At 45.7% G+C, this 20,336-nt stretch carries 16 protein-coding genes; 12 read left to right on the top strand and 4 right to left on the bottom strand.

The window, feature by feature from the left end; all coding sequences use genetic code 11:
- The first annotated feature begins 4 nt into the window (after positions 1–4).
- The 3 genes from CLV42_RS04520 (at position 5) to CLV42_RS04510 (ending at position 3,648) form a co-directional block, all read left to right on the top strand.
- Positions 5–1,258, top strand: a complete 1,254-nt coding sequence (locus CLV42_RS04520; protein ID WP_106600668.1) for a hypothetical protein — start codon at positions 5–7, stop codon at positions 1,256–1,258.
- A 4-nt stretch (positions 1,259–1,262) separates the two neighbouring features.
- Entirely contained in the window at positions 1,263–2,771 is a 1,509-nt protein-coding gene (locus CLV42_RS04515) for a hypothetical protein (RefSeq protein ID WP_106600667.1), read from the top strand.
- Positions 2,772–2,985: 214 nt separating this feature from the next.
- Complete coding sequence (locus CLV42_RS04510) at positions 2,986–3,648, top strand: response regulator transcription factor (RefSeq protein ID WP_106600666.1); 663 nt, start codon at positions 2,986–2,988, stop codon at positions 3,646–3,648.
- 2 nt (positions 3,649–3,650) lie between these two features.
- On the opposite strand, the gene CLV42_RS04505 is transcribed toward CLV42_RS04510, so the two are convergent.
- On the bottom strand, positions 3,651–4,421 hold the full coding sequence (locus tag CLV42_RS04505; protein WP_106600665.1) for a CHAD domain-containing protein: 771 nt from the start codon (positions 4,419–4,421) through the stop codon (positions 3,651–3,653).
- Positions 4,422–4,626: 205 nt separating this feature from the next.
- Here CLV42_RS04505 and CLV42_RS04500 point away from each other — a divergent pair, with 205 nt between their 5' ends.
- The 4 genes from CLV42_RS04500 (at position 4,627) to CLV42_RS04485 (ending at position 8,905) form a co-directional block, all read left to right on the top strand.
- The gene (locus CLV42_RS04500) at positions 4,627–5,964 is read left to right on the top strand and encodes a Gfo/Idh/MocA family protein (protein WP_106600664.1); all 1,338 of its coding nucleotides are present in this window, start codon (positions 4,627–4,629) and stop codon (positions 5,962–5,964) included.
- A 105-nt stretch (positions 5,965–6,069) separates the two neighbouring features.
- Entirely contained in the window at positions 6,070–6,624 is a 555-nt protein-coding gene (locus tag CLV42_RS04495) for an RNA polymerase sigma-70 factor (RefSeq protein WP_170117386.1), read from the top strand.
- Positions 6,625–6,651: 27 nt separating this feature from the next.
- Complete coding sequence (locus CLV42_RS04490) at positions 6,652–7,656, top strand: FecR family protein (RefSeq protein ID WP_106600662.1); 1,005 nt, start codon at positions 6,652–6,654, stop codon at positions 7,654–7,656.
- Positions 7,657–7,678: 22 nt separating this feature from the next.
- The gene (locus CLV42_RS04485) at positions 7,679–8,905 is read left to right on the top strand and encodes a porin family protein (RefSeq protein WP_146154306.1); all 1,227 of its coding nucleotides are present in this window, start codon (positions 7,679–7,681) and stop codon (positions 8,903–8,905) included.
- Here CLV42_RS04485 and CLV42_RS04480 read toward each other — a convergent pair.
- Together CLV42_RS04480 and CLV42_RS04475 are read right to left on the bottom strand one after the other, a co-directional pair.
- The gene (locus CLV42_RS04480; protein ID WP_106600660.1) at positions 8,902–9,939 is read right to left on the bottom strand and encodes a Gfo/Idh/MocA family protein; all 1,038 of its coding nucleotides are present in this window, start codon (positions 9,937–9,939) and stop codon (positions 8,902–8,904) included. The two genes, CLV42_RS04485 and CLV42_RS04480, sit on opposite strands and share 4 nt — an antisense overlap.
- Before the next feature lie 3 nt (positions 9,940–9,942).
- Entirely contained in the window at positions 9,943–11,019 is a 1,077-nt protein-coding gene (locus CLV42_RS04475; protein ID WP_245901467.1) for a radical SAM protein, read from the bottom strand.
- 469 nt (positions 11,020–11,488) lie between these two features.
- Here CLV42_RS04475 and CLV42_RS04470 point away from each other — a divergent pair, with 469 nt between their 5' ends.
- From CLV42_RS04470 to CLV42_RS04455, 4 genes are all read left to right on the top strand, one after another.
- Complete coding sequence (locus CLV42_RS04470; protein WP_106600658.1) at positions 11,489–12,490, top strand: alpha/beta hydrolase; 1,002 nt, start codon at positions 11,489–11,491, stop codon at positions 12,488–12,490.
- Between the two features lie 281 nt (positions 12,491–12,771).
- The gene (locus CLV42_RS04465) at positions 12,772–14,181 is read left to right on the top strand and encodes an ATP-binding protein (protein WP_106600657.1); all 1,410 of its coding nucleotides are present in this window, start codon (positions 12,772–12,774) and stop codon (positions 14,179–14,181) included.
- Between the two features lie 54 nt (positions 14,182–14,235).
- Positions 14,236–15,906, top strand: a complete 1,671-nt coding sequence (locus CLV42_RS34505) for an FAD-dependent oxidoreductase (RefSeq protein WP_106600656.1) — start codon at positions 14,236–14,238, stop codon at positions 15,904–15,906.
- A 44-nt stretch (positions 15,907–15,950) separates the two neighbouring features.
- A complete protein-coding gene (locus CLV42_RS04455) occupies positions 15,951–18,086 on the top strand; it encodes a DNA topoisomerase 3 (RefSeq protein WP_106600655.1) in 2,136 nt (711 codons plus the stop codon).
- A gap of 4 nt (positions 18,087–18,090) precedes the next feature.
- Here the strand turns inward: CLV42_RS04455 and CLV42_RS04450 are convergent, their stop codons facing one another.
- Entirely contained in the window at positions 18,091–19,371 is a 1,281-nt protein-coding gene (locus CLV42_RS04450) for an acetyl-CoA C-acetyltransferase (protein WP_106600654.1), read from the bottom strand.
- Positions 19,372–19,435: 64 nt separating this feature from the next.
- On the opposite strand from CLV42_RS04450, the gene CLV42_RS04445 reads away from it, so the two are divergent.
- On the top strand, positions 19,436–20,326 hold the full coding sequence (locus CLV42_RS04445; RefSeq protein WP_211303382.1) for a DUF4349 domain-containing protein: 891 nt from the start codon (positions 19,436–19,438) through the stop codon (positions 20,324–20,326).
- Positions 20,327–20,336 lie beyond the last annotated feature (10 nt).

Raw genomic sequence — 20,336 nt, 5'->3', positions numbered from 1 at the left:
TAACATGACAGCGAATAAATGGACACTTGCTCAACAGGTATTATTCAGGTGCTGTTTTATCTTCTTTATATTAAGCCTGCTCCCTGTAATACCTCAACAGTATTCCTTCAGTATGGATTTTACAGATATACTGATGATGGCAACCTATCGTCCGCCTTCCCTGCCCATCCTGTTATATATGCTGCCGGTATCTGCTATCGGCGCTATTATCTGGATAGTCACGGATAAAGATCGACCGGACATGAATATGCTATATTACTGGTTGAGAGTAATACTGCGATACCGGCTGGCCCTGGCTTTTGTGGGGTATGGATTTGTTTACTTTTTTCACATTCACAGCCCTTATCCTTCTATCAGTCATATGAACACCAATTATGGTGAGTTCACGCGCTGGAAGATCTTTTCTATGACCCTGGGTGTTGCGCCAGGATATTCCTGTTTTCTTGGCATCGTACAGCTGACTATTGCCTTGTTACTACTTTTCAGGAAACTGACCCTGCCTGCAGTGATCATTGCGGTCATATTCCTCGGTAACGTATTCCTGAGCAACTGGGCTTATGAAGGTGCGGATGTCTTATATAGTGCTTACCTGTTGTGCATTGCCTCCTTTCTGCTGGTATATGACCTCAGGGAGTTCCATACACTGTTTTCGCTTCAGCGCCCTGCCGCTCTACGACCTGTAATCCCTTCATTTAAATGGAAATGGGCGCCAAGGAGTATTTTCCTCCTGTTCTTCCTGATCTGTGCTTACACCAGTTATTCGACTTACAGGGAGGGTACCTACCAGTTTCCGCATACATCGACACCTACAGGATTGACAGGATTTTATGATGTAAGTACCTTTCGTATCAATGGGCGGGAACTGCCTTACTCCTTAACAGATACTATCAGATGGGAAAACGTGGTGTTTGAAAAATGGGCTACTGTCAGTATCCGTTCCCCTCAACAAAACACGTCTCCAACACCCGAGTATGCAGTGCCTGATGTACTGGAAAGCCCCTCTTCTTATGAGCAGACCGGCAATAATGGCAGGCGTTACTACTCGTTGCAGGCAGATACAACAGCACACACCATCGTAATGCAGCAACAGCAGAATAAGGTATACGTATTCCGCTATCATCAGCCGGACAGTAACAGGATCGTACTGTCAGGATTCAACCAGCGACAGGATTCCCTGCTGATCATATTAAGAAAAATAAATAAAAGATACCTGCTGGAGGAAGCAGGTACCGGCAAAAACAACCCTGCTAAATTATAATAACATGCAGCCCTGGAACAACGCCGCCAAGATAGCCTTCAGGATATGTTTCATATTTTACCTGATCATGTGTATTCCGTTCAGTAAGGAATGGTATGACAGGCTATTTGCTGTTCATTGGAATGCACTCCACTACAGGGATATATATGATATTACTCGTTTTATGCCGGTCATTATCAAGTTCGAAAACAGTAGCTGGAACCTGATGGGATATACAGACTGGCTACTGATACTTGCCATATCAGTTATTGGGGGCCTGATATTTTCTTATGTTGACAGGAAACGGTCATCGTATTACGCACTCAATTACTGGTTAATGGTGTTGATCCGCTACAGGGCAGCCATTGGTATTATAGGATTTGGCTTCTTAAAGATCTTTCCCGTGCAGATGCCATTCCCCTCTCTTGCCATGTTAAACACAGATTTCGGGCAATATTCTGCGCAGAAACTATACTGGGTATCTGTGGGGATTGTACCCTGGTATCAGTCTTTTGCCGGTGTTTTTGAAATAGGAGCCGGCATTTTACTCCTGTTCAGGAAAACAACCGTTTACGGAGCGATCCTACTGTTTGCAGCCATGGCAGACATTGTATATGTCAACTTCTCCTACGATGGCAATGTGCATATCTATTCCTCTTACTTTGTTATTCTTGCGGCCTACCTGCTGGCGTATGATCTTCCTTACTTCCATGCTTTCTTTATAAAGGAGCGGTATGTGATCCCTTACCATTATTATCCATCCTTCCAGGAGAAATGGCAGCAATACCTGAGAGCAGGATTAAAATCAGCACTGCTGTTCCTCTTCGTTGGGGTTACCGCTTATCTGCAACTGATGAACTTCTGGTATGATCCCTATAAACAGCCTTCCCTTAAGGGAGTGCCTGTACTAAGGGGTAACTACAACGTCACATTCTTCAGTATTAACAATAAAGAAATAGCATACAATCCCTTCGATACAATAAGGTGGCAGCATGTCACATTTGAGAAATGGTCTACTCTTACCTTTAGCACCAATCAGCCGCAGAACCTGGATCTGTCTAACGGCGTTGCTCTTCCTATGAGGGATATCAACCGTACGTTTGAGTTAACGGGTATGGCTGGCAGAAAAACATATTTCTATTATGAAGCAGATACGGCTCAGCAAGTACTTCATCTCCACAATAAAAATCCATTAAATAAAAAAGCAAGCATTACCAGCAACTCCTTCTACCTTGCAGGCGGCAGGAAACATATTGTACATGACACCATCACTGTCATTCCCGATGTCATCAGGAAAGAAATAAATGGCATAGACGAACGAGCGCGGTCATGGCGCAGGCAGAAACACATCCTGCTGGAATATGCCAATGCACAGCCGGGAGAAGACATGACATTACACTATGCTACCAAGGATGGATCAAGAATTATTATGACAGGTGTTACCCGTAGCAGGGACTCTCTTTATATTGTATTAGACAAAGTAGAAAAACATTACCTTCTTACAGAAAGTTCGTTAAACGCTGGCAATTATTAGACAATTAAATTACCATTAAATTGGGCGCCTGATCTTGACTGAAAAAGAATTTCAGGCTATATTACATTGTATAAATAAATTACTTTAACCCGTAAACGTAAAGTCCCGTTAAAATTGTGTTGCCGTTAATCCAGTAACAACACATCCCTCAGCTAAAATACCACAAATTTCAGTGCCTGTAATTCAAACAATGCTCATTCTTAGTTCTTATTTTATGCCAGTGACACACATTAAGTTAGCCATTTTAGATAATTACACTTTATTCATCAAGACATTAAAAAGTTATCTCTCAGAAAGAAAAAATATCACCGTTGCTATTCAGTCGTCCAATGAATATGACCTGCTGCAGCAACTGAAACATACGCAGATAGATGCGTTGCTGGTAGATATACTAATGCCTGCACTCACAGATACCATTATATTGATCCGACAGGAATATCCCCGTGTAAAAATACTGCTACTCGGCACTGATCAGGACATACACATCATGTGCGATCTGCTGGAACTGGGGATATATGGATTCATTTCCAAATCAGGAGATCCTGAAGATCTGCTGCAGGCGATAGATGCTGTAAAAGAGAACAGGGTTTACAGAAACAGGTTATTTACGGATGTGTTGTATGAGAATACGCAGCATGAGAATAGCCGTAATAAGGCAAAAAAAGAAGCTGCACTGAATGACAGAGAGAAAAAGATCCTTCAATTGCTATGGGATGAGAAAAGTAATAAGGATATAGCGGCGCAGTTGTTTGTGAGTATCCGGACCGTGGAAAAAACGAGGCAAGACCTGAAGGATAAATTAGGGGTGAGATCTACTGTGGGGATTTTGAAGTATGCGATAAAGAATAAGATAATTTTGCCGTCGTATGGGGGATAAACTCAATCCCGCTTAACAACTTTATCCCAAAAACCGTCACCAATTGTATGAATAGCCTTATCGGCTTTATCATGCTCTTTCTGGAGCGCGGTGATCTTTGCTTTACTACCTGAATTATGCGCTGTAAGCAGTTCAACAGCTACAGCGGTGTCATGCCATTTACCTATGACATCCTGTAGCTGGTCAAGGTAGTCAATATTTAATGTTAATGCAGCTGCTAACCGTTTCTGTAATATATCATGTACGTATACAAGATTCTTTATTCTCTTGCGGGCTTCATGTAGCTGATCTGTAGATGTTGTCGTTACCACTTCAGCTATTTTTTTTAACTGCCTGTTAACCCAATGTTTGATATCATGGTTATGTACAGGTCGTAATGAGTTCAGAAAGGAGACAGCGGTATTCCTGATGTCGTCATTATAGTGGGTTCTGTATAAACGGAACTTAGCTGTTTCCTGCCGGATAGTGTCTTTTGCTTCGGTATTGAATGCCGGCTGATGAATATCGAATTGTTTTATCATTTGCAGGTTGATGTTGGCTTCACGGATAAGGCCTGCACGATGAAATATTTTCCTGATATTCTTTTTAATAGTAATCTCTTTCTCGCCCTTGTACAATTTGGTCAACTTTGAGAACGCTTTCAGTTTTTTAATCTCTACACGTAGTTTGTGTAATGCCTCCTGGTCTCCGGAGCCGGCAAAAGCATGTACCTGGGACCGCAGCTCCAGGCATCTTTTAACGAGATATTTCCGTTGCCTTTTCTTTTTCAGCATGTCACCACTTTATAGTTAAAGTTACCATTAATTCCTTAGCGGTCCTGTAATTTGCCATTGGCGCCATTTCAGGCATTCCGTTGATACCGCTCCCTTTTCGCTCATCAAAAATTCTGTAAACCCCATTTTTATTTTTTTACATTAGGCAGCCTATTCTAAACTTCTATCGTGCAAAAACATTAAACTATAAACAGGTCACATCGTTATGAAAAGAAGAGACTTTATCAAAACCGGCGGTCTTGCTGGCGTAGGAGCAGGCTTAACCATTCTCAATTTCCCCGTGTTTGGGAAAAATGCTCCCAGTAACAAGCTGGTATTGGGCGTAATGGGTGTCAATTCCCGCGGGAACTGGCTGGCCCAATGTGCCGCAAAGCTGCCAGGTGCAGAGATCGGTTATATCTGCGACGTGGAAGACGGCGCCATTGCCAAAGGACTAAAGGCCGTTGCCGGCGCGCAGGACCGTAAACCGACTGTTATAAAAGACATCCGCCAGCTGCTGGAGCGTAAAGACTTTGATGCGCTGTTTGTAGCCACTCCGGACCATTGGCATGCCCCCGCAGCCATAATGGCTACTGCGGCAGGCAAGCACGTATATGTAGAGAAACCCTGTGCCCACAATCCGGCGGAAGGGGAATTACTGATAGCTGCAGCAAAAAAATATAACCGCCTGGTACAGATGGGTAGCCAACGCCGTTCCTGGCCGAATATGCAGCAGGCTATAAAAGAGGTAAAGGAACAACAGGTACTGGGTAAGATCTATTATGGAAAAAGCTGGTATACCAATAACCGTCAGCCTATCGGCATTGGTAAGAAAATACCTGTACCAGATACCCTGAACTGGGATTTATGGCAGGGCCCTGCCCCACGCCGCGACTACCTGGACAACATCGTTCATTATAACTGGCATTGGCGCTGGCACTGGGGTACCTCAGAAACATGTAACAATGGTACCCACGAACTAGATTGCCTGCGCTGGTTCATGGACCTCGAATTCCCTACCAAGGTAACCTCTGCCGGCGGACGTTACGCCTATCCGAAAGATGACTGGGAAACACCGGACACCCAAACCCTCAACTTTGAATTCGAAGGCAGCAAAGCCATCTCCTGGGAAGGACGGAGCTGCAGTGCATTCAACCTGGAAGGCAGCGACCGCGGTTTTGCCATTTTCGGCGACAACGGTACCCTGTATAACTCCGGAGGTGACAGCTACAAAATAGTAGACCTGAAGGGGAAGGTCGTTAAAGAAGTGAAACAGGCGACCAATGCCAATCAGAGTGCTGTTAACACGGTTAGCCCTGCGGGGGAGTATTACGATGCGATACATATTAATAACTTCCTGGAAAGCATCCGCGGCAACGCTAAACTCAATGCTGAGATAAATGTCGCCTTCCGTAGCACCCTGCTGCCCCTGCTCGGGAATATTGCGCAGCGTACAGGCAGGGTATTACATACCGATCCTTCCAATGGACACATCCTCAATGATGCCGAAGCCATGAAATTGTGGAAAAGAGAGTATGAAAAAGGATGGGCTCCAAAAGTCTGATAACAAGGCAGAAAACTTTTTTAAAAAAACACGTAGGGGTATATCTGCCCCTTCGTGTTATACTATTGTATTATTGGCCAACTAGCACCCGGGGAATTGACGGAATTGAAGAAAAAAGATAAATCTGAACTGTTCCTGCATCTTTTTCATACCTGCTATGAAAAGCTGCACCGGTATGCCTATACATTACTGAGGGACAGTGAGGAAGCCAATGATATTGTGCAAACCGTATTCGCCCGGCTATGGGAGAAACGGGAAACCGTTGTCTTTGAAGAAGATATAAAAGGATATCTATACCGTTCTGTTCACAACCTTTGCATGAACAATATCCGGAAGGACGGCGCCCGGGACAGGTATGTGTCCTATAAGACGGGAAACGCGGATAACTCCATGCAGGGGCCCACAGAACAACACACACTGGCCAGAGAGTTGGAAAAACACATCGTACAGGCAACCAGTGCGCTGCCTGAGCAGTGCAGGGTCATATTCCTGAAAAGCAGGGAAGAGGGTAAAAAGTATGCCGAAATAGCCGCAGAACTGGACATCTCGGTCAAGACGGTGGAAGCACAGATGAGCAAGGCATTAAAACTGATGCGGGAAAGACTGGCAGATTACCTCCTTACAATTTTCCTGCTATTATATATAAATCATCTTTTGTGAAAAGCCAGCATGAAATAACTTTTACCATTGAGCAAACAACAAAACATAGCGATAACTGAAGCACTGCTGATAAAATACCTGGCCGGAGAAGCGAGCCCGGAAGAGGCGATCACCATTGATGAATGGGTTGAGCAGACGCCGGACAATAACCGGCTACTACAGCAATATCTGCAGGTATGGTCGCATGCTGGTAAGGAAGGCGCTTATAATGCTCCTGATCTTCAGCGGGAGCTGAAGCGGCTCAATATCAGTGCTTCTCTTCCAGCGGAAGATCATAAAACACCAGTACTGCGTGCACTATTCATCCGCCGGGCGGTGGCAGCTGCATTCATCCTGGTCCTGGGGGCTGCACTACTGGTCTTCCTTCATCCATGGAAAACCACGAAGACACCGCCTATGCTGGCACTTACATCACCTCATGATATTCTGCGGGATACCTTGCCCGATCATTCCCGTGTTACATTGGCACCGGGCGGCCGACTGGAACACCCAGCCGTTTTCGATGGCCCTGACAGAACGGTACAATTGCAGGGAGAAGCCTTTTTTTCTATCAATCCTGATGCCAGCAAACCGTTTATTGTACGTACAGGCACTGCTGACATCAAGGTAATTGGCACTGCATTCAATGTGAAGACCAGCAACGATAGTGTTACCATCGCTGTAGATAATGGTGCAGTACTTTTCTTTGACAACCATGACAGTGTTATTGTAAAAGGTGGCATGCAGAGCGTATACCGGGTAGATACACATCGCTTTTCCGTAACAAAAATGGAAAGCAGTAATGACTATGCCTATGCCACCAAAACATTCCACTTTGAGGCTACCCGCCTCGAATCAGTGGTTAGCGCCCTGGAAAAAGCTTACAACGTAAAGATCGTACTGGAGAATAAAAGACTGGCCGACTGCACCATCACTACCTCGTTTACTGATATGCCAATTCAATATGTAATGGAGGTCATCTCAGCATCGTTATCGCTTCAGTACCGCATTACAGGGTCTACTATTTATGTGCAAGGGAATGAATGCAATTGAGTTATTTCGGAAAGCATGCCTGATGATGGTATGCATACTGGCATTTACAGGTGTGGAAGCACAGACAGTTCCGCCATCATTAGACAAACGGGTGCGCGTACCTATGAAGCAAATGAATATCATTAGCCTGGGGGATATGATCACAGCACAAACAGGCTTTATACTTTCCTTCAATGCACAAAAGATAATAGCCCAGAAACAGCTACTACTCCGGCAGCCTTCTTATTCTATGCACCAGTTGCTCACAATGATCAGGGAAGCCACCGGTTCTGAGTATACCATTTACCAGGAGCATGTTATCTTTCACCGGACGAATAACAAGGATGTTATTACGCAGGTGACTGCAAGCAATCAGCCTCGGAAACAGGTGACTGAAAAGCGATTGGTAGCTACCATCTTACGACCTAAGACCACACCGGCCATGCATAAAACGGGTATCCCAGCGAGTCTTACACCAGCTACTACAATGGCATCAAACACCGATATTGCGAAGAAGGCCGTATCTGACAGCAGCACACTGACACCACTGAATATCATTACAGGCAGCAGTAAAACGTTCAGCAATTCCCCTTCTTATTCATTAACGGCTGCCGCACCTGTTAAGCTGGGTATTCCTACAATAAAACCCACAACGCCAGCATTTCAGCGGGTTACTTCACCAGCGAAACGGCAAAGGGAACCATATATATATGAAAGGCCAGGTCTTTTCAGACCATTTGTACAGGCAGGCTTTGCTGCAGACGAAGCGCTTTACGCTAACTTTCAGGCAAAGGCAGGCGTGACATTGGCATATGGTATTGTATCCTGGAGCACCAATTTCTCAGTATCTGGTTTTCGTTATGGAGCAGGCATCAGCTATCCCGTGAATAATCGCTGGCTGATTGAGCTGGAAGCGACTACCGGGAAACTGTTTAAGGAAACACCTATACACACCGTTAGTGATACTGGTGCAACAAGGCCCATTGTTTATGTAAACAGCCAGTTGCAAAGGATCAACCTTTTTGTTCAGAGAAGAATAGCCTCCCACCTGTCAGTACATGCGGGACCTGTATTCAATCGTCTGAAAAGTACTTACCAGTTAACGACCTGGCCGCTCCCCCTCGCTACCCTCAGATTGATAGCAACAACTCCGGAAAAGAATTATGTGACCATTAAACCACCTTATACACTTCACAGATCTTCTCCCGACGACAGGGAAGACATCAGTACATGGATCGGTTTCCAGATCGGCATCAGTTACCGGCTCTAACCTATAACCTGTTTTAATTCATCCAGCAATCGGAATGTATCTGTGAATGTGGCAGGGGATGCACGATGCAGCATTTTACCCTGCTGTACCTGTGTGACGAAATAACGGATCTCGTCACGATAACCGTATTGCACTACAGGATTATTCCCCGCTACCGGTGTTGCTGTTGTATAGTTCGTTTCACTTGCCTGCCGCTGGTTGTTGAAGATCTTGTCAAACGGTATGCCGGCAAACTGTCTGCCCAGTGGAGTAATCCGGAAACTACCCGGATAAGTTATCTCAATCACATTACGGGGTGTAAGGCATTGCAATGTATCAGCAAACAATGACCAGGAATAACAACTGGACAGCTCCAGCATACCGGTTACCTGCTTGTGCTTCACCAGCAATTGCAGATGTATGCGGCCCTTTGCCCCCGGATGATGTAATAAAGTATACTGCTCCACCGGACCAAAAAACTGCAATACATTATTTATAGGGTGACAGAATAACTCCATCACTGCATCTCCTTCCGGATAGGCACCTGTAATATAGCGGACCTGGTAACTATACGTATCGGCGATACTCTTCTTTAATTGCCGGTTCAAAGGGCTGAAACGCTTGTTGAATGCAATCATACATTTATCCGCATGAGGATGGGCCATCAGCTGTTGCAGGGCTGCATAACTGTTAACAGCGGGCTTTTCCACGAACACATATTTATCAGCATCCAGACAGGCTTTCACCAGTGGGAACTGGTATTCATTCTTCATACAGATAAAAACACCCTGTACTGAAGGGTCGCTCAATATTACTGACAGTTCCGATACGCCTGTACATCCGGGGAAAAGGTGCGCAGCCTGCGCCGCTACCTGCAATTCTCGGGAATAAAGGTATTTAATGCGGACACCCATATTTAATATGGCAGGATATAAATTGTCAATACTATGTTGTCCTACACCTACAAAAGCGAAGGACGGGCCATTGCTAAACAGCCCGTCTAAATTCCTCCTTCTTCGCCATTGTTTATATTTATCAATAGCCAGATCCAACATGTTCTACACTTTTGCCATTACTGTTTTAAAACTTTCCTTTTGTTTATTCCACTGGTAATCCCCAAACAATCTCTCTGTGATCAGATTACCTAACAGGCGCTCTGACTGGCGGAGCAAGGTAATGTCATATTTACGGTGGAAGTTGATCCAGCATCCATTACAATTGTGACAATGATGTTTTTGTATGGCGTTGGTAGCGGCATCATTGAAGATATGATCGAGTGAATTGTTGTACACGTTCCCCAGCTTCAGGTCCAGGTTCTGACAGATGGGTACATCACCGTTTGGCAGCACGACAAGGCTATCGAAAATGGAATAGCAGGGCATTTTTAATTCGCCCTGCTGCCAGTATTTATACAGTTGTAGGAAATCAAGGTTCTCGTCAAATCCCTGCAGGCTCTGAACAATATCCGCAGGTATTTCAAGGCGGGCAGCAGTGGCAGCAGGCACTTCACTACTGATCACATTCTCCGTATGCGCTGTTTCTATTGTATCGAAGTAGGAAATATTATTGTAGATACCGATCCGTAGATCTGTTCCATACTCCGCGCATACCTGCATTACATGGCGCAGGTCATTAAAACTGTTATAGGGCGACAATGTGAACATGACAGAGATCTCCTGCTCCTGGTGCAGTTCTTTGATCACACGTAACACTTTATCATAACCGTCTTTACCCCGCATGAACTGGTATGTTTCCTTATTACCATCCAGGGAAATAAACAGGCGTTTCGGCGCATATTCTTTTGCCGCCTTAATTACTTTCGCAGGATCCAGGCAATTCGACAAAAGATCATATGCAGGATGAAATCTGCTGAACCACTGCAAAATCTCAAAAGCCTGTGGATGCAGCAGGAACTCTCCTCCTTCCAGACCTATATTAGTTGTCTTGCTGATGCAGTCACTCTGCATGATCTCCACGATCTTCTCCATTGGCAGATGCACAACCGGTCTTTTGGCCCATATCAGGCAATGCTTACAACGGGATTGACAGAGATCTGTAGCATAGAGCATCAGTGTAGACAGTTTCTTCGACGTTGGCTGTAGCTGGTTACGCACAAACCTTGAGGCTCGTGACATATAGTCGGCAGTAGTATACATGAATGTTACTTATGAAAGCGAATAAATAAGAATAGCTATGATTGCGATAAACAAAAAACTCAAAAAAGGCAGCACCAGGTAACATAACATTCTGGCAAGTATCTCGTGCTTCTGATGTTCTTCATATTCCATAGGTCAGTTATTAAATAGTATTTAACAGGCAGTCTACCATAACAACACAATGAACAATGTATACCCTTACGCATGAGGAAAAAATAAAATAGCCGCCCGGTGACCGGACGGCTGCAACTTGTTTATCAGGTTTGTGTGCCGGTTAGTGCTGTGGTGCTAACCGGCCTTGTTTCCATAGTGCATGACTGAATCCTGCCCATCTATTTCTTTTACCCCGAATTGTACAACAGACGCCATTATTCTGCCATTGATGCCCGCATATCTATATAATAGATTTGTGGATGTCCATTATTAACATCCATAAAAATATAACTATATGACCGAACATTTAATTGCTGTTGGCGACACTATTGCAGTGTTGGATCCGGCTATCGACCCGGCTATTGATACACGTGTCAAAGCCTTTTTAAATGTGTTGAACAGTGCCGGCGGTGATCCTATGGAAAACATGACGCCTGCCGATGCCCGTAAAGTATTGGAAGGTGCACAGCAATCTGTGCAAGTAGATCTTTCCAGAGTAGAAGTGACTGAAAAAACAATCAGTGAAGACGGACTGAGTGTAAAACTGTTTATTGTGCGTCCGGAAGGACAGACCGGTGTACTGCCTGCTTTTATGTTCATTCATGGTGGTGGTTGGGTATTGGGAGATTTTCCGACACACCAGCGCTTTGTCAGGGACCTCGTGGTTCATTCCGGGCTTGTTGCCGTATTTGTGGAATACACCCGTTCTCCGGAAGCGAAATACCCTACAGCGCTCAATGAGGCATATGCTGCTACTAAATGGATCGCTGCTCATGGTGCGGAACTTAACATAGATGGCAAACGCCTGGCAGTGGTAGGTAATAGCGTTGGTGGTAACCTGACAGCTGCTACCGTGTTAATGGCTAAGCACAAAAAAGGCCCTGAGATCAAATTCCAGGTGCTTTTCTGGCCAGTAACCAACGCAAACTTTGATACTGTTTCTTATCATCAGTATGCGACTTCCCGCTTCCTGACAAGGAATATGATGATATGGTTCTGGGATAATTATATGCCGGAGGCAGGACGTAACGAAATCTATGCATCTCCCTTGCAAGCGACGCCGGAAGATCTGAAAGGATTGCCGCCGACCCTGGTACAGACGGCGGAAAATGACGTATTGAGAGACGAAGGAGAAGCATACGCACGGAAAATGGATGAGGCAGGGGTACCGGTTACGTTGGTGCGCATTCAGGGAATGATCCATGATTATGGTTTGCTGAACCCAATTGCTGATGTACCAGCGGTACAGTCTGCATTACGGTATGCAGCAAATGAGTTGAGGAATGCGCTGAAATAATTGCTTTTGCTTCGGCAGAGGTTTAGTAGAGATTCGCTCAAGGTAGCCTCATCCTCCCTTAATCTTCCGTTCGGGAACGGAAGATTAAGGGAGGATGAGGCTACCTTGAGCGAACCTCTGATATAACTTATACGGCTCGCCTGACAACCACCTGGCTGCAAGAAACATTTGTAAAACCTTCCCCGGAGTATTCAAGCTTTATTTAAACATGAATCCGGCAACCATCACTGTGGGAACCTAGCCGAATAATAAGTATCTTTCTGGTCAATAATCATCCTTACATGACTAATACCACTACCGTTGAATGGATGCGCTCCATTGAAGCACTTCAGGGCGTTCCCGACAACCAGTTGCAATGGTTTATTGACAATAGCGAACGACAAGAATATCCTGCGGGTAGCTATATATTTAAAGTAGATGACAAGATGCTCGGCACACAGCTCATTGTGTCAGGTCTCGTGAGAATATGCCAGATGCAGAATAATGAGCTGCGTGAGCTCATTATAGCAGAACCAGGCAGGATATTGGGTTATCTCCCTTTTTCAAGGGGTACAATATACCAGGTAACAGGAGAAGCGATTGAAGACGTGGTCATCCTTAATCTTCCTATTGAAAAAATACAGGAACTGATCCGCAATCATTTTGAGCTGACACAGGCCCTCGTGCATATTATGACGAACCGGGTGCGGGATTATACTTCCTTCCTGCGGCAGAGCGAAAAAATGATGGCTTTGGGTAAACTGTCTGCCGGATTGGCACACGAACTGAATAATCCTGCTGCGGCGGTGGTACGAGGGGCCCATTCTATGAAAAAACACCTGCAGTTACAGCCGGAGTTCTTCAAACGTATAATGGAGATCCGCATGGATGCAGCCGCTATTGATCTTGTCAAGGAGAAGATGTTTGAAGTGCTTTCACAACATAAGTCACAGCAATCTACACTGACACTTGTGCAGCGTTCCCAGAAAGAAGACGAGTTAACAGAGTGGCTGGACGAACTCAATGTCGAAAACAGTATGGAACTGGCAGAAAACTTCGTGGAGTTTGGGTTTACCAAAGAACGTCTTGATGAGTTCAGGCATCGGCTGGGCGCCAATGATATTTCTCCTGTATTTAACTGGATCAATAATAACCTGGTAACGGAAAAAATTGTATCCGATATTGAAGAGGCTTCTAAACGTATTGCAGACCTGGTAGGTTCCGTAAAATCATTCACCCATATGGATAAGGGTTATGATAAACAACTGACCAATATCCATGATGGCATCCGGAATACGATTTCCATTCTGCAGTATAAATTACGCAAAGGGAATATCGAACTGGTGGAGCAATATGATACTACCCTGCCCCCTCTGCGTGCACTGATCGGAGAACTGAACCAGGTATGGACCAACCTGATCGATAATGCACTGGATGCAATGGAGGTAAATAAAAGGGGTAGACTTATCATCAAAACAGAACGGGACAAAGACTGTCTGAAAGTTATCATTACCGATGATGGTCCGGGTATACCAGAAGATATCATCGCCAAAATATATGATCCGTTCTTTACAACAAAAGATCCGGGTAAAGGCACAGGCCTGGGCCTGGATATTGTATCGCAGATCATCCGCCAGCACAAAGGTTATTTGAATGTAGAATCTAAACCGGGAGAGACCAGTTTTATCGTGTCACTTCCCATTCATGGATAATCGTATTTATAAGTTAATTTTGAATTGACTTATGCCATTCTAAGAACAGAACATATGACTCATAATCCGCCTTATATTCTCTGTATTGATGACGATCCACAAGTGTTACGTGCTATTGTGAGAGATCTCAAACACCAATACCGGGAGAGCTATAAAATAATAAGTACTACTGTAGTTAGTGAAGCACTGGAATCTTTACTGGAACTGAAAAATAAAGGTGAAACAGTGGCCATGTTCATTTCGGATCAGCGTATGCCTGAAATGGAAGGTGTGGAATTCCTTGAGAAAGCAATGGAATTTTACCCGGATGCAAGACGTGTGCTGCTGACCGCCTATTCTGATACAGATGCTGCCATCAAAGCCATTAACTCTGTACAACTGGACTACTACCTGGTGAAGCCATGGAGTCCTCCGGAAGAAAAATTATATCCTATCATCGACGATCTGCTGGATAACTGGCAGGCAATATACCGTCCCGATTTTAAGGGCATCAAGGTATTAGGATACCAGTTCTCGCCAAAGTCGCATGCCATCAAGGACTTCCTGGCAGGAAACCTGATCCCCTATCAATGGCTGGATGTGCAGGCATCGGAGGAAGCTACGCGTTTACTGAATGTGAACAACCTATCCATCAAAGACCTCCCGGTGGTTATATTTGACGATGGGGGTTGTCTTTCCTGTCCTTCTATCATTGACATCGCCCGTAAAGCAGGGCTCAATCCACAGGTGAAACAGGATGTTTACGATGTTGTGATCATCGGTGCTGGTCCGGCAGGACTGGCCGCAGGTGTATATGGAGCTTCTGAAGGGCTGAAAACATTGCTGATAGAAAAGCGGGCTCCCGGCGGACAGGCAGGAACCAGTTCACGCATTGAGAACTATCTGGGCTTCCCCAGCGGACTAAGTGGAGCAGAACTGACCCGTCGTGCTATTGCACAGGTTACCAGGCTGGGGACGGAGTTCATAACCCCTCAGTCAGTGAAAGATATCAGACAGAAAGACGGTTATAAAAAGATCGTACTGGAAGATGGTACGGAAATAAATACACGTAGTGTGATTATCACTACCGGTGTGGATTACCGTCAGCTGGAAACCAAAGGAGTGTCAGACTTCACAGGTGCGGGTATTTACTATGGCGCAGCCACCACTGAAGCCGCCGCCTGCAGAGATAAAGAAGTCTACATTGTGGGCGGAGGCAACTCTGCCGGACAGGCCGCTATGTACCTGTCCAAATTTGCGAAGAATATTTATATCATCATCCGTAAAGAAGATCTGACCAGCACCATGTCTGCCTACCTCATAGAGCAGATTGCCGGTACACCTAATATCACCGTATTGCCAAAGACAGAAATTGCTGAGGCTATGGGAGAAGAAAAGTTGCAATCTCTTTGCCTCTGTAATATAGATACGAAAGAGCGGAGGCAGGTGACTGCGGATGCCCTTTATATCTTCATCGGTGCCAAACCATTCACCGACTGGATTGAGCTGGACATCATCAAAGATGATAAAGGCTTTATTGAAACCGGCAGGGACCTCAAAAATTACGATGCATTCAATAAGATCTGGAAACAGGACCGAGATCCTTACCTGCTGGAAACCAGCTGTCCGGGCATCTTCGCCGCAGGAGATGTACGCGCCCATGCCATGAACAGGGTAGCCGCGGCAGTAGGCGAAGGTTCAATGGCTATCAGTTTTGTGCATAAATACCTGGCAGAAGTGAAGTAGCTTCTGTCTATTTATACGACATTTGCATCCCTGTTTAATTGACTATGAAGGTTTGCATTGCTGAAAAGCCAAGCGTAGCCAGAGATATCGCAGAGATCATCGGCGCTAAACAACGTAAGGACGGATATTACGAAGGCAATGGGTACCAGGTTACCTGGACCTTCGGGCATTTCTGTACCCTGAAAGAACCACATGACTATACTGAGCAATGGAAGTTCTGGCGGTTGGAGGACCTTCCTATCATCCCTTCCAACTTTGGCATCAAACTCATAGCCAACAACGGTGTAGAAAGGCAATTCAAGGTCATAGAACAGCTGGTACAGCAATGTGAGGAAGTGATCAACTGCGGGGATGCCGGGCAGGAAGGAGAACTGATCCAGCGCTGGGTATTGCTCAAAGCGCAATGCACCGCGCCTGTCAAAAGACTGTGGATCTCCTCCCTGACGGAAGAAGCTATCCGCGAGGGCTTCCAGAAACTGAAAGATGCTGACCAATACAATAATCTGTATGCAGCCGGCAGCGCCAGGGCTATTGGCGATTGGTTGCTGGGCATGAATGCTACCCGGCTGTTTACCAAGAAGTTCGCGATGGGCAAAACGGTACTCTCCATCGGACGGGTGCAAACCCCTACCCTGGCTATGATCGTGGCCAGGCAGAAAGAGATCAATGCGTTTGTGTCTGAAGAATACTGGGAGTTAAAAACCATTTACCGGGAAACGGAATTCACCGCTACCATTGACCGTATCAAAATATTGGACAGGGCGGAGAAAGGATTGGCTTATCTGAAAGAACATCCTTTTGAGATCACTTCCTTTGAGAAGAAAGAGGGTAAAGAAGGGAATCCCCGCCTGTTTGACCTCACCGCGTTACAGGTGGAAGCCAATAAGAAATATGCTTATTCTGCGGATGATACGCTGAAATATATCCAAGGTCTCTATGAGAAGAAGCTGGTCACCTATCCAAGAGTGGATACCACCTACCTCTCTGAAGACCTGCATCCCAAAATTGCAGGCATCCTGCAGGATATGACACCTTATGCGGCATTAACAGCGCCTGTTCTTGCCAAGCCTATTCCAAAACTGAAGACCGTCTTCGATGACAAGAAAGTAACAGATCACCATGCCATCATTCCTACAGGCGTTTATCCGGCCAACCTGGGACTGGATGAGAAGCGTGTCTATGACCTGGTGGCAAGGCGTTTCATTGCCGCTTTTTATCCGGAGTGTAAGATCTCCAATACTACTGTTTTGGGTAAAGTAGGGCAGGTAGAGTTTAAGGTGACTGGTAAACAGATCCTGGAGCCCGGTTGGAAGGAAGTATATGCCAACGATGTTGCGCCTAAAAAAGAGGGTGAGGAAGAAGAGAAGATCCTGCCTGTATTTGTGGTAGGCGAAAGCGGTCCTCATACCCCGAGGATACATCAGGGAAAAACTTCACCACCCAAGGCCTTTACGGAAGCGACCTTGTTACGTGCGATGGAAACTGCCGGTAAACAGGTAGACGATGAGGAGATGCGCGAACTGCTGAAAGATAACGGTATTGGCCGTCCTTCCACGCGTGCGAATATTATTGAAACACTCTTTCGCAGGAAGTATATAGAGAAACGTAAGAAGAATATTTATGCCACGCAAACCGGCATAGACCTCATAGATACTATTCAGACAGAACTGTTGAAAAGCCCGGAGCTGACAGGTATATGGGAGCGCAAGTTACGCCTCATTGAAAAAGGAGAATATGCCATGGATACGTTCAAGCAGGAACTGATCCAGATGGTCATAGACCTGACCAAGGAGGTGAAAACAGCAAATTATAAGGTGATTACCATCGCTCCTGATCAACCGGTGGAAAAGGAGAAAGAGAAGGAAGAAAAGCCTAAAAAAGAGGCAAAACCCAAGGAGCCGAAAAAGGCTGTTGTAATAGAAGAACAGCAATGCCCAAAATGTAAAGCACATCTGCTGAAGAAGGGTAATACCGCCTATGGCTGCGCCAACTTCAAAGTATGCGGGTTTAAGGTACCGTTTGAAGTATTTGGCAAGAAACTGACGGATAAGCAAATCTCCGATTTATTGACCAAGGGGAAAACCGGCAAGATAAAAGGTTGGAAGCTGACGGGGGCAGATAGTGAAACTGAAGGTAAACTGATCCTGAATGCTGCTTTTGAACTGGCAATTGAGCAATAATGGCCTACTTTTCCATGATGAGCGTAACACCTTGTCCGCCGGCAGCGCAAACAGATACCAATCCCCTGCCTGCTCCCTTTTCGTTCAACAGCTTGGCCATTGTGGCTATTACCCGGGCACCGGTAGCGGCGAAGGGGTGACCAGCTGCCAGGCTGCTGCCATTTACATTTAATTTAGACAGGTCAATACTGCCCAATGCTTGGTCGTACCCAAATTCTTTCATGAGTGCCGGGCTTTCCCATATTTTCAGTAGTGCCAGTACCTGGGCGGCGAAGGCTTCATGGATCTCATAAAAGTCGAAGTCCTGTAATTGCAATCCTGCTTTCTGCAGCATTCTTACGGAGGCATAAACAGGCGCAAGCAAGAGGTTATGCTGATGCTGCACATATTCTATGGCTGCCGTTTCTGCGAACGTGATGTAGGCCAGTACTGGTAGTCCTTGTTGCTTTGCCCAGTCTTCGCTGGCCAGTAATATACAGGAAGCCCCGTCTGTGAGCGGGGAAGAATTGCCAGCAGTCAGTGAGCCGTTTATCTTGTCAAAGGCAGGTTTCAGTTTGGCCAGTTTTTCCAGGCTTGTATCTCTTCTCAAATTATTATCGCGTTCCAGTCCGGCAAAAGGCGTCAGCATATCGTCAAAGAAGCCATTATCATAAGCCCGGGCCATTTTCTGGTGGCTTTCCAGGGCATATCTGTCCTGTTCTTCTCTTGATATCTTATAGTATTTAGCGGTGATCTCTGTATGGCCGCCCATGGAAAGGCCGGTGCGGGGTTCCATGTTCATAGGGGCTACTGGTGTCAGGTCTTTGAACCTGATCTTTGCCAGCTCTTTGAACCGCTGTCCAAAGGTTTTAGCCCTGCGGGCAGCCAACAGGCGCTTACGCAGCCCCTCTCCCAATACCAGCGGCACATCACTGGCGGAGTCCACTCCCCCGGCAATACCGGCCTCTATTTGTCCCAGTGCTATTTTATGTGCGATATACAGGGAAGCTGCAATGCCAGTGTTACAGGCCTGCTGGATATCACAGGCAGCGGTGGCGTGGTCCAGGGACGATCCTAATACACATTCCCTCATCAGGTTGATTTCCCTGCTATGTTTGATCACAGCGCCACCTGCCACTTCACCTAATAGTAGGCCACTCAAGTGATAACGGTCAATGAGGCCATTGAGAGCGGCGGTCATCATTTCCTGGTTACCCTTGTCAGTATAGTAAGTATTCTGCCTGGCGAAAGGGATCCGGTTGTAGCCTACAACAGCTACTTTGCGTGATTGTTGGTCGGATAGCATATACTAAATATACGATTATCATCGCCAAAATTGCCTTACCTTACATACATAATATATACCCTATATGATGAAAAGTTTTAAAGCCCGCATCTGGGGACTGGTGCGTTGGGCAACCCTTGTTTTCCTCGTGCTGTTTGTTTTCAGGTTTATTTATGGCTATGTTGCTCCCGATGGTCGCCAGACGAGCGACTACAGTAATGACTTCTTTGAGAGCATCGGTAATCTCCGGAAAAACTATGCTTCTGAAAAGATGCAACAATTCCAGGGTACAGCCAGCCACCAACCCGACATGGCCATTTCTCCCAGCCAGAAATATGAGAAAACAGCCTCCGTTAAAACTAAATCCTCTCACTTCGAGCAGGATAGCAAACAGATCGCTGCACAGACAGCAGCCTTTAAAGCCATCGTGCAATATGAACAGGCACTGGGCCTGAAAGGCAGCAGGGAATTACATCTGATGATCGGTGTGAATCCCGAAGCATTTGATTCTTTTTATCTGGCTGTTCAGAAAATAGGCGTGATCAAAGCTACTCAGATCACCAAAGTAGATAAGACCAATGAATACCGTCAGCTGAATGCACAAAAAGCATCCCTGCTGAAAACACTGGAGTCGCTCAATGAATTAAAATCAAAACCAGGGCCGATTACAGACCTGGTTGCCCTGCACGATAAAATACTTGAAACAGAAGGCAAACTACAGGATCTCGGTGTAGAACTGGGTAACTTCGATACGGAGAACGAGTTCTGCACAGTGAAGCTATCCTTGTATGAAGGCGCGACAGAAAAGAAGATCAGTGTTATACACAGAGTGAGAATAGCATTGGAATGGACAATACATTATTTTACTTATCTGGTGTTTGCAGCACTGGGAGTGTTGTGTGGAGCGTTTGTGTTGCTGGTGATTATTGATAGGCTGAAAGTGATTAGTAAGATTGCGAAAAAATTGGAGGAGTGAGAACGCGGGT

Source organism: Chitinophaga ginsengisoli, from assembly GCF_003014595.1.
GTDB classification, from domain to species: Bacteria; Bacteroidota; Bacteroidia; order Chitinophagales; family Chitinophagaceae; genus Chitinophaga; species Chitinophaga ginsengisoli.
This window is presented reverse-complemented; position numbering and strand designations above follow the sequence as displayed.